This window comes from Cytobacillus gottheilii, from assembly GCF_018582665.1.
Lineage (GTDB): Bacteria > Bacillota > Bacilli > Bacillales > Cytobacillaceae > Cytobacillus > Cytobacillus gottheilii.
On record NZ_CP071709.1, the window covers coordinates 3,139,607 to 3,151,399 of the forward strand.

At 38.2% G+C, this 11,793-nt stretch carries 10 protein-coding genes and 1 riboswitch; of the genes, 5 read left to right on the forward strand and 5 right to left on the reverse strand.

The window, feature by feature from the left end:
* Positions 1–18: 18 nt before the first annotated feature.
* Positions 19–432 (reverse strand): immunoglobulin-like domain-containing protein, encoded by a 414-nt coding sequence (locus tag J1899_RS15595; RefSeq protein WP_214475078.1) that lies wholly within the window; start codon positions 430–432, stop codon positions 19–21.
* 348 nt (positions 433–780) lie between these two features.
* On the opposite strand from J1899_RS15595, the gene J1899_RS15600 reads away from it, so the two are divergent.
* Complete coding sequence (locus J1899_RS15600) at positions 781–2,478, forward strand: M3 family oligoendopeptidase (protein WP_214475080.1); 1,698 nt, start codon at positions 781–783, stop codon at positions 2,476–2,478.
* A gap of 310 nt (positions 2,479–2,788) precedes the next feature.
* Here the strand turns inward: J1899_RS15600 and J1899_RS15605 are convergent, their stop codons facing one another.
* From J1899_RS15605 to J1899_RS15620, 4 genes are all read right to left on the reverse strand, one after another.
* Positions 2,789–3,745 carry an ATP-grasp domain-containing protein gene (locus tag J1899_RS15605; protein WP_214475082.1) on the reverse strand — a complete coding sequence of 319 codons (957 nt, stop codon included), beginning with the start codon at positions 3,743–3,745 and terminating at the stop codon, positions 2,789–2,791.
* Positions 3,746–3,760: 15 nt separating this feature from the next.
* Positions 3,761–4,810: an LLM class flavin-dependent oxidoreductase gene (locus J1899_RS15610; RefSeq protein ID WP_214475084.1), complete on the reverse strand. Its 1,050-nt coding sequence runs from the start codon at positions 4,808–4,810 to the stop codon at positions 3,761–3,763.
* Between the two features lie 108 nt (positions 4,811–4,918).
* Positions 4,919–5,022: riboswitch (SAM riboswitch) on the reverse strand.
* 169 nt (positions 5,023–5,191) lie between these two features.
* Positions 5,192–6,895 (reverse strand): methyl-accepting chemotaxis protein, encoded by a 1,704-nt coding sequence (locus J1899_RS15615; RefSeq protein WP_343216723.1) that lies wholly within the window; start codon positions 6,893–6,895, stop codon positions 5,192–5,194.
* A 484-nt stretch (positions 6,896–7,379) separates the two neighbouring features.
* Positions 7,380–7,826, reverse strand: a complete 447-nt coding sequence (locus tag J1899_RS15620; protein WP_214475086.1) for a GyrI-like domain-containing protein — start codon at positions 7,824–7,826, stop codon at positions 7,380–7,382.
* 231 nt (positions 7,827–8,057) lie between these two features.
* Here J1899_RS15620 and J1899_RS15625 point away from each other — a divergent pair, with 231 nt between their 5' ends.
* The 4 genes from J1899_RS15625 to J1899_RS15640 all read left to right on the forward strand — a co-directional run bounded on the left by J1899_RS15625 (position 8,058) and on the right by J1899_RS15640 (position 11,787).
* Positions 8,058–8,549 (forward strand): hypothetical protein, encoded by a 492-nt coding sequence (locus J1899_RS15625; RefSeq protein ID WP_214475088.1) that lies wholly within the window; start codon positions 8,058–8,060, stop codon positions 8,547–8,549.
* A 138-nt stretch (positions 8,550–8,687) separates the two neighbouring features.
* Entirely contained in the window at positions 8,688–10,142 is a 1,455-nt protein-coding gene (hpaB, locus tag J1899_RS15630; RefSeq protein ID WP_214475090.1) for a 4-hydroxyphenylacetate 3-monooxygenase, oxygenase component, read from the forward strand.
* Positions 10,143–10,246: 104 nt separating this feature from the next.
* Positions 10,247–10,846 (forward strand): class I SAM-dependent methyltransferase, encoded by a 600-nt coding sequence (locus tag J1899_RS15635; RefSeq protein ID WP_214475091.1) that lies wholly within the window; start codon positions 10,247–10,249, stop codon positions 10,844–10,846.
* A gap of 770 nt (positions 10,847–11,616) precedes the next feature.
* A complete protein-coding gene (locus J1899_RS15640; RefSeq protein ID WP_156495729.1) occupies positions 11,617–11,787 on the forward strand; it encodes a hypothetical protein in 171 nt (56 codons plus the stop codon).
* Positions 11,788–11,793 lie beyond the last annotated feature (6 nt).

The window sequence follows — 11,793 nt, forward strand, 5'->3', positions numbered from 1 at the left end:
GCAATTGTATCCCCTTCATCATTCCACCTTAAATGGCGCGGCCAAAGCACCTATTGTTGCTCGATATTCTCCAGGAGTAAGGTTATAATCCAGATCACTGACTTTTAAGCTTAAGGAAGAAGTTTCATGGGCAGGATGCCCTATAGCTTGCTCTGTAAAAGAATCAGCCTTCATCGGTACCTGGTACCATGTATCTTCCTCCTTTTTTTCTAAGAAGACATGCACACCCGTATAAAATTCTTCTTCACTTTCATTCATTATATTCACTTTAATTTCATCCACAGATGTTGGATATACTGGTTCCTCTGTTTCAACCCTCACTCCGTCTTCTGAGTTAGGACGGCTTTGCACAGCCTCTTCCTCCAGTGATCCTTGGCAGCCAGTAATAATAAGCAATAACATAATAGATGAAAATAGAAAAATCTTTTTCATATAAGCCGCTTCCTTCCTTTTAGTATATTTACCCTTATTTTTCTTGATAACGGCTCCAGGCACCCGTAGCAAAGGCAGCACATATTTCTCCTATAAATCTAAGAAAGCCTACAATGAGTTCCATGCTGAACAACTCCTTTTCTTTAATTTTAAAGGAAAATATAAAGAATGTAAATTTATACCATAATGTGCTGTATACATTTTTGCACACTATAAACATTCTTTTACCCAAAACAAAAACCAATAATAGACAACCATCTCCAGCATAAAGAAAAAAACTAGATTTACAGCCAAGAGTCCGTTAATATAATATTAAGAAAATTTTTATAAAGAGAAGGGGAGTCTATCATGGCACAAGAATTAAGTCATACATATTATAAAGAATTAATCAATTTACAGGATGCAGCTGGGGTAGAATCACAGTTTCAGAGCTTACTGGAAATACCGATTGAATCTGTTTCTGATCTGGAAAAATGGCTGCTGGAAGAAAAAACGTTCTTACATAAATTAGATGAAGCGATGACAGGTCACTTAGTAGACTTTAACCGCAATACAGAAGATGAAGATATAAAGGCGACATATCTTCATGACCAGCAGGTGATCCTGCCGCTAATCATGAAATATGAAGCAAAACTAAATGAGAAACTGTGTAATTCTCCTTATTTTCATGAACTAAATGAAGATCGTTATGGGTTAATGAGACGTGCTCGTGAATCGAAAGTGAAATTGTTCAGAGAAGAGAATATTCCGTTAATGGTTAAAGAGCAAGAGCTCAACACCAAGTATAGCGAAATTATGGGAGGTTTAACCGTTGAATGGGAGGGTGAGGAAAAGCCATTTCCATTCATTCAATCACAGCTTGACCATCTTGACAGAGCCATAAGAGAAAAAGCTTATCACAAGATGATGGGAGCATATCGTCAAATCAAGCCAGATATGGATTCCATTATGGATGAACTCGTTCAGCTGCGTCATCAGATCGCTTTAAATGCAGGCTTTGAGAATTATCGCGATTATATGTTTGTCGCTAAAAATCGTGAGTATAGTGTGCAGGATTGCTATGACTTCCATGAAAATGTTGAAAAGCACATCATTCCCGCCTGGAACCGTCTGGCAGAGGTGTTCAAGTCCAAGCTAGGTGTCGATACATATCGCCCTTGGGATAACAATGCTAAATTGATGAAAAACGCACCATACACGGATGTGGCTGATCTGATGGATGGCGTTTCTGAGATGTTAGGCAAGACAGATGCCTATTTTGCTGAACGTTTCAATTATATGAGAGAGAATGGTTTACTCGATCTAGGAGATCGAAAAGGTAAAAGCCCTGGCGGTTTTTGTACTTCATTACCTGTTTCAGGAGAAACCTTTGTTTTTGCAAACTTCAGTCCATCCTTCTTCTCTCTAATTGCACTCATTCATGAAATGGGACATGCGGTCAATGGATACCTTGAGTTTTCTGAGCATGGTCCTACTGAAGACTATCAGCTTCGCATGGAAGTGGCTGAATTATATTCACATGGAATGGAATTACTGTTATTGGACAAGCTTGATCGTTTTTATCCGGAAGCAGAAGATTTTAAGAGCGCACAGCGTGAAGAGCTGAGACGGGCATTTACGATGTTATTCGGTCCATTATCAGGGGATCTCTTCCAGCATTGGATGTATACAAATCCAAACCATACTGCAAAAGAGCGAGATGAGAAATACTTCGAAATCTCTAAACGGTACGGTTTAAGCCCTGTCGATACTACTGGCTTTGAAGAAGAAGTTGGAATGAGCTGGGCTGGCACCCTTCATTATTTCCAGGTTCCTTTCTATAATATTGAATACTCCATTTCAATGCTTGGTGCACTGCAATTACTGGAGAATTATCAGAAAGACCCGGCAAAAGCAATTGAAGATTATAAAAAAGGTGCTGGTGCTGACTATAACCAAAGTATTGCTGCTATTTATGAAGAAACAGGCGTAAGCTTTGATTTTACAGAACCAGCTGTGAAAAGAATGGGTGAATTCCTGGAGAAAGTGATTCAGGATATTAACTAACAGAGGCTCTTAGCCTTTACACGCGGAAAATGGCACAACTAGCACATGAAGCTGGTTGTGCTTTTTTCTTTCTTTGGCAAAAAACAAAGTGGCGAGACAAAACTAAAACCATATTTCTAGAATGCTTATATTCAATGTCATGGTTTGGTTATTTAAACAAGACCGTTACAATGCGCTCCGGTCCCTCCGCACCATTTCACTCATGTTTGTAATAATAAATAATTAAAAAAACCGAATGATTAGAAAGATTTACCTCCTAACCATTCGGATCTTAGTCGTAATAAATACTTATGCCCCAGTCCCTTCCAACTTATATATTTACTGATACTGAGTAGTGTTCTTCCAGTGTCTTCTTCAATAACGATGCCAGTTCCAGCATTCCATATTTTCCTGCTTTTGCTTCTGCATCGGAATTATAGTTGGTGTTTGTATTAATATCATAGGTGTAAATGTCGCCGTCAGCGTTTTTGATAAATTCAATACCAGCCACTTGAATATCATTTCTCCCCAACACGTCTTTATATTTTCCTATGATATCATCATCAAAGCCTTCAATGATTTGAAACTTAGGCTTCTCTTCAACCTCATCTCCTACTGGACAGAATAAGTCTCCAATCTGGCAGGCATCAGCCGGGCATAGTTCGAAGCCCTCTGATGTATCCACCCGAACAGCATAAACAAATTGGCCTCCGACAAATTCACAGCGGGTGATGTAGCTTTCTGGCGATTGAATATATTCCTGAATAAGGGTAATTCCATCAACAGGCTCTTCAAATGCTGGTCCCTCGACATATGCTTTCAGAGCGTCAATACTCTGGAATAATTGCACACCCAAACCTTTGCCGGCACGGTTATGCTTCGTGATAAACGGCTGTCCTGCGAAAGCTTCTGCTGCTTTTAAAATCTGCTGTTTTCCAACCGCTGCAATCGTTTTTGGTGTTTTGACACCAGATTTTTCTAACTCCAGGTATTGCAGAACCTTGCTGACTTCAAGCTTTAGCGCACTTGTGCCATTCAGTACAATACGTCCATGCGCTTCCAGCCAAGCTAATACCTGTCCGGAAAATTCAGCGGCAAAACGGTGGTCACGTGTATGAGAAGAAGCACTCATTCTGCTGTAGAATATTCCTTCCGGCGGTTCTGAAGATAAATCCAGTGTTCCTTCGTCTAAATGCCATTCTTCATAAGGAACACCAAGCTCCTCTAGTCTATTGGTTAAGTGGACGGTCCACTCACTATTTTCATGGATTACATATACTTTGGTCATGTTCGGGACCCCTTTCTAGTTTTTTATTAAACTGCGTTTTTGCTCAACTAATGGCATAACCTGTTTTGCAAATCGTTCCATTTCCTCTAATTGAGGTGAAAATTGCAATAGCAGCAAGTCTAAACCTTTTTCTTCATATTGCAGAATTCGCTCGGCAATTTGCTCAGGTGTTCCTACTAAATTTGGACGCAAGCCACGGTTGGAAACAGAGTAATCCTGAAGCTGAATCTGCTGTTCTAATTGTGATTTCGTCGTGAAATCTTTAAAGCCGGCATATGCACTTGAATCCTTTACTGTTGTGATCTTTTCAAGTTCAGCAAAAGCCTCTTCTTCTGTATCACGGCAAATCACATAGGCGGCCATCCCGAATGAACTAAAAGGCTCATTGCCAGTTTGGGCACGTCTTGCCTTCATATCAGCAATTTTTTGCTGTATTTCTTCAACCGTTCCGCCATGCATCACATAGGCATCACATTTTTCGGCAATGGTTTGCTTGCCTTTTTCACTTTCCCCGCCTGCATAAAGAATCGGATTTGGTCTTTGAACAGGCTTTGGCGCAAGCTTTGTATCTTTTAAATCGTAAAATTGGCCAGAATATTGGAAGGTTTCTTCTGTCCATAACCCTTTTAAGACATCAATAAACTCCTCGGTACGGGCATAGCGCTCGTCATGTTCGGTGAAAATTCCAGCATATTGGCGCGCCTCTTCTGCCCACCAGGCAGATACTACATTAAGAGTAAAACGACCGTTGCTGATGTGATCAATATTGGCTGCCATTTTTGCTGCAACGGCAGGATTATGAAAACCAGGGCGGATCGCCGTCATAATTTCAATTTTCTCAGTAACCGCGGCAAGAGCAGCTGCCGTAGACCAGGCTTCAAGCGAATCATGCTCTGGCCCTTTAATATCATTTAAATATAATTCCGCGATTAATGTTGTGGAATATCCCCATTGCTCAGCACTTTGAATCACATTTTTTGCATAATCAAAAGTTGCAGGCATTTGTTCATCTTCTACATTACGCAGCCATCCTCCAAATATCGGCAGCCAAAAACCATATTTCATCTCTCTTCGCCCCTCTGACAATTAATTATCTACTTTTCCTATAACTTAAGTAGGATTAATAAACAATGAAAAAACTCTCCTCCTAAGAAGAGAGTTTTATAAACCCTCTTCTCATCTTTCAAGCATTACGCTTGCTGGAATTGGCACAGTGTTCACAAGAACCTGCTGCCGAGGCTTCAAAGGGCCAGTCCCTCCACCTCTCTGGATAAGAAGAAAATATTCAATTTTTCATTTATTTAATAAGGATAATAAATTAAATTCATACAATTGTCAATAAATTAATTCTACTCTCTAAATATTAAGTAATTTACCTATTACCTTCTAGACAAATAAATTATTTTCATGTAGAAATCTAAACTATTCATTTTTCACATTCAAACACTAGACTTTAAACCTGCTGACAACCACTTTTAGATCATCTGCTAAATTGGATAGTGCTGCTGATGAAGCAGCTATTTCTTCCATTGATGCAAGCTGTTCCTCTGCGGAAGCTGCCACGTTTTGTGAATGGGAAGATGTCTGTTCTGATACGTTAATAATCCCAGAAACGGTTGCTGACACTTCTTGTGTACTAGCCGATATTTGTTCAGAAGTAGCTGCCATATCATTCGTTTGCTCTGTTAATCGCCCCATATAATCAAGTATTTCCTTGAAGTTTTCGCTCGTCTGATTTACAACTGCTAACCCTTTTTTCACATCCAGAGTTACTTGTTCTATGGACTTGTTAGACTGCTCCATATCTGCTTGTATTGTTTTAATCAGTGCAGAGATTTGCGAAGAAGAGCTTTGAGATTGTTCAGCAAGTTTTCTTACTTCATTTGCAACGACAGCAAATCCTTTTCCATGCTCTCCTGCTCTAGCAGCCTCTATTGCTGCATTTAATGCCAGTAAATTTGTTTGATCCGCGATGTCAGTGATCGCTTTCGTTATTTTCTCAATTTCCTGGGATCGTATTTCAAGTGTTTTTATGACCTCTCCGCTTGCTAAAACAGATGAGTTTATCTCATTTATTTGCATTACTGTATTACTGACAAATAAACCGCCCTCTTTGGCTTTTTCAGCAGCAAGCGTACTGACTTCTGAGACTGCTGAAGCATTTTCAGCAATTGAGTGTATGCCCTTTGCAACTTCTTCAAGAGCTAAAGCACTTTCTTGCACATTTTCCGTTGATTGTTCGGCTCCATTCGCTACTTGTTGAATTGATTCTGTAATCGTCTCTGTGGCAATGCTCGTTTGCTCTGAGCTTGCAGTTAACTGTTCCGACGAGGAAGCTAGTTGTTCTGATGTTTGAATAACTTCATCTACCATCGTTTTAAGATTTTGAGACATGTGGTTGTAGCTCACAGCTAAGGAACCAAGCTCATCTTTTGAATGATCCTGAACTTTCGTCGTAAAGTCCCCATTACCAGCCCTTTCAAGAGCTTTGGTCATAATGGCAAGTCTCTTTTTCATTTTAGATGTGAATAGATAAACGATCGCAACAGCTAAGGCTATTATAATCAATAAAACAATGGTGAATTTTGTTAGGAAAGAAGATAGTATTTGATTAATTATTTCTTCTGAAGCACCAACATAAAAGATCCCAATCACTTCACCCGATGAAGAATGGATGGGCATATAGGCCGTTTGATACATATTCCCTGCCACATTTGCTTCACCATAATAACTTTCTCCATTATTTATGACAGTGTCCACTACCTCAGAAGAAGCTTTGGTACCAATCGCACGCTCTCCATCGATCATGACATTTGTCGTTACACGGGTATCTTTAAGAAAGATGGTTACAGTGTCGCCCGTATCTTTCCCTATCACATCTACTATTTCAAAGTTTTCATTTATTTTTGCAGACCCTTTATATAAATCATTTCCTTTAACTTCCCAATCACCTGGGTACGTATTGTCGATATATCGATAAGCTAAACCTAAATCTCCCTTTGCTTTCTCTGTTGCAAATTCTTTAATCCCTATTGATACCTCATGATTTGCAACAAACCCAATAACTGCTGACAGAATCACAATGATTGATATAACAATCAAATTTATTTTTGCAGCCAGCTTAAAATTAAATTTCTTGATTTTCCCCAATGCACTTTCTCCTATTCGATCTGATATTCATTTTTATATCTCCCCAAAATACTATCGGCTAATATAAGATAAACATTAATACGGTTTTTACCGAAAAGAAAAAATAATTTTTACTTGTAAATTTCCCCTATGTAATCGATAGACACCTTGAATGGTTACAGATTTTCCTGTTCTCCGGTCTGCATGCAATGAAGCAATGCTTACATCACAAACAAAAGAGCTGCTGATCGATTAGGATCAGCAGCTCTTATTAGATTTCCTTTTGATATATAGTGGATTCAAAGGTTTTTATTGAATCGTTATTTAAAATACCTGAAGAGCTTCTACATTCGCAAAAAAATCCTCCATCTCTTCATAATCCATTGACCATTCTGAGATCCAGAAGTGTTCTTAATCATCTAAATACTTCAGCTTTATTAAAGTGCAGTTTGAAACACAAACCCTGGCAGTTACAATAAAATATCATCATATACTTTTTATACCTTTAAACTTGAATGGGCAAATAAATCTCGACCTCTTCTTCGCCGTCTCCAACAGGATGGTATGTTTCAATAATAAAAGCATCCAGATCTAGTTGATGACCTTGTTCTGCTGCCCAATTTAATAATTGTGAATGCAGTTCAGCTACCTTCGACATATTACCTCTAATCGTTATGTAGCTTTTACTTATCTCCATGTACTCCATTCCGGGTGGTGTTTCACTTAATTGTTCACTTACAATCAAGCCTGCATAGAAGGTTCCAACCTTATGTTCCTTATTCTTTTTAGGCTCATACAAGCTAATTTCGGTTTCTGTTGAATGTAAGATTTCCTCTGAGCGATTTAAAAGCTCTTTTGCGAGTAAGGGAACATCATAACCATAGTGAACAAACTCCCCACTTCCTTTTAGAGCAACAAGTTTAAAATCTTTTTTTACCTTCTTGAAAAACATGTTAAACGCTCCTATCCTTTATACTTTCCAACTTATTCAACAGAAAAACCTTACTTCCTGCACTAATAATAAGTTATTGTCCTGTCAATTGAACTTTATGCAAAAAAAGTCGTATCTTTTATCCAGCATAGGCAGCCGCCCATCCCTCTAGGCTTCAACCGAATAATGTGTAAATAAATGTATGCTGATTTCTTGGAACTCCAGGAATCATGACATGATGGAGGTATAAAGATGATTAAATTAATTCCATTTCAAGGAACTGTCACGATGATTACTGATTTAATGGGCCAAAACGGTGAAGGAGCCGGCTGCAGCAAACTGATGACGGTTGAGAACAGTATGGGTTCAATCGTCAATTTCGTCGTCACACCAGCCACGTATTTTGCTGAACATGAAGCAGTAGCCGCGGGAGATGTGGTAACCGGCTATTATGATGGAAATGCTCCTGCCATATTGATCTACCCACCGCAATACCCGGCGATCGTAATGGTAAAAGAAAAGCCTTATCAGAATGTGAAAGCTGATTATTTTAATACTCAATTGATTAGCAGTGACGGAGAATTACAATTAATGATCTCTCCATATACTCAAATCTTACTGACAAACGGGCAGCCCTTTTCAGGAAGCATCGTAAATCGAAATTTACTTGTTATTTATGGAACTGCCACAAAGAGTGTTCCTGCCCAAACCAATCCATACAGAATCATTGTTTTGTGTCAGTAATATCCCTGAAAAGTCTGGTGGAAAACAATCTTAAAACAGGAAACACGGGAATGTTCAGCATAAAAGCAAAATATAATGACACTAATTTAGTTCATTGTTTTTTTGGGGGATCCTGCAGCAAAGGGAGAGAGCAAAAAAATGGGCGTTACTAGCGGAAAATCGTTTATAGACAGATTAAATCAAATGGAAAACGAAGTGTGGTTTGATGGCGAAAGGGTTAAAGGGAATATTTCCGAGCATATTGCATTTAAGGGCATCCTGAAGTCAAAAGCTTCGCTGTACGATTTACAAACCAATTCCGACCTAAAAGATGAAATGACCTTCTTTTTGCCTAAAGAAAAAGAACCCTTCGGCATTTCGTATATGCAGCCAAAAACAAAAGATGATTTACAAAAAAGAAGAAAAATGATGCAAAACTGGGCGAGGAACACACATGGATTGATGGGAAGAAGTCCTGATTATATGAATACGGTTGTAATGAGCTTTGCTTCCTCTGCATCCATTTTAAACGGCAGAGATAATTGTTTTCCCGATCATTTACATGCTTTATATAAAAGAGCACTAAAACAGGATCTTTCATTTACACATACTTTTATTACACCACAGGTCAATCGATCTCAAGTTTACATGGAGTTCTCAGATGAGCCAATTTCCGCTAAAATTGTGGATAAAAACAATACGGGATTAGTTATAAAAGGTGCTCGTTTGCTTGCTACTCAAGGAGGATTAACGGATGAGGTGCTGGTCTTTTCTGCACCAAGGCTGTTTATTGATTCAAGCGAGGTGTTTGCCTTTTCCATCCCGTCTAATACGAAAGGGTTAAAGTTTATTTGCAGGGAATCTTTCGTGGGTGGAGAATCTTTTTTTAATCATCCATTAAGCTCACAATACGAAGAAATGGATTCAATTGTTGTTTTTGATAATGTCATGGTTCCGTGGGATCGGGTTTTTTATTATGAAAATGTGGATGCAGCAGCTGACTTTCTCCTTCAAAGTTCCTTTTATTCATTCGCATACCATCAAGTGATCACTAGACAGATTGTCAAAACAGAATTTATTCTCGGGGTCACTGAACTGATTGTCAAGGCCATTAATGTCGGCGAATATCAGCATATCCAAGAAAAACTTTCTGAAATCATCATTGGACTTGAAACTATGAAAGCACTTCTAGAGAAATCGGAAAATGATGCTATAGTAGATGCGTTCGGCATTATGCGTCCCAGCTTAATGCCACTGCAAGCGGCCAGTACTATTTATCCTAAAATATATCCACGCTTCAGTGATATCATCCAGCTAATTGGAGCGAGCGGAATGATTTTACTGCCCACCGAGAAGGCCTTTCAATCTGAAATACGCCCAGACTTAGATCAATACCTGCAAAGCGATGGCATGAATGCCGAGGATCGGGTAAAACTTTTCCGCTTAGCATGGGATCTGACGATGAGTTCTTTTGGTACAAGACAAACGCAATATGAAAGATACTTTTTTGGTGACCCTGTTAAATTATCAGGCAATCTTTATAGTAACTATGCAAAAGATCAATATGTTGAAGAAGTAAGAAAGTTTTTAAACCAGCAGCAGAATATGCATTAGTGAAGTATCCTAATTTCTCAATCATCTGCACGGCTAAAAATGATCCTTATTTGCTATACTGATTCTGACGATCACTATTTCTAGCAGAAAGAAGTTGAATAAGGATGGAAGAAAACGTATTTGAGCAGATGGCGAACAAATATGATACAGCCGAGCGAATTGAGATGGCTAAAGTTATTACGGAAAAAGTAAAAGATGCATTGCAAAACAGCGAGACAAATTCACTAATCGACTATGGAAGCGGCACTGGCCTGGTCGGACTGGAGTTAACACCTCTCGTAAAATCTGTCCTTCTGATTGATTCATCACAAAAAATGCTGGATGTTGCCCAGGCAAAAATCACTCAAAAAGGCATTTCCAATGCCAGCACTCTCTATTCTGACTTTACACAGGAAATTCCTGATCATGTAAAGGCGGATATTGTTGTGATGTCACTTGTTCTTCTTCATATTCCGGATACTCGTAAAATCTTACAATCACTTTTTAACATCCTGAATGATGAGGGCAAACTGATTATTGTTGATTTTGATAAAAATGACAAAATCCAGCATCCTAAAGTGCATAATGGTTTTGTACAAAATGACCTTAAAAACCTTTTATCTGTAGCAGGATTTAAATCAACTGACATTCACACATTTCACCATGGAAAATCTATTTTTATGAACCAGGATGCTTCCATGTTTTTAGCGAGCAGTTTGAAGTGATAATCTAATGCAGAGTGCAGCGCATCAAGATATCCATTAAACAGAACTTCAGCAAAGGTCACCATCGTGGAGAAGGGTTCGATTACAGCCCTTCTTTTTTATACCTTCATAAGGCAGTAACTAGAAGCACTGGAGAACATTCGAGTCAATGGCAGTATTTAATCCGCTAAGCTTTCGACTCTGTCCTTTATGCTTGCCAGCCGGCAAGAATATTTTATTTCTTCTGAAATTTTCCATATATTGTGCTAAAATGAAGGTAACTTACATAAGGTGGTGTCTTTTTGAATCAACTTAACCCCAAGTATTTAATTGTATTTTGTTTCATTTTTTCCCTCATTACTATTTTATCAGCCATTCAAATAATTTTTTCTTCCTTGCCTTTTATTCGATTCATTCATACGGTTCTGATTATTTTCACCTCTGTTTCTATGGGAGCGTTTATAAGAGAATATTTTATATTAAAGCAGTAGTAAATAACTGTAGAGGCGGGATCAAGATGAAAAAATATATAGCAGGTTTTATTGGCATCATGGTCGGTATGTATTTACACAGCACTATTAGTAATCATATTCATTCTTTATTCTTAACACCTTTGATAATGAGTATTTTCATTGCAAGTCTTATCATTTTATTATGGAAAAAGAGAAAGAAAGCATGATGTGCATTCAAATGTATCATGCACTTTGTAAGTTTTTAATAAGTTAACTTTGACTTAATTGCATGATCACCTCATGTGAATTTAAAAAACACTTATAAAGGTGGTTAATTAAATGATTTTATCTTTTGTATCAATTATTCCTCTATTCATTAATTTAGCTGTGATCGTCTTCATTATCTGGGGCATTGTTTCCATCGTTAGCGCACAAGGCGAGAGAAATAAAATCCTTAAAGAGATCTCAGCCAAACTAGATAAAATAGATAATATCAAAAAGGAAGATTAATTAGTC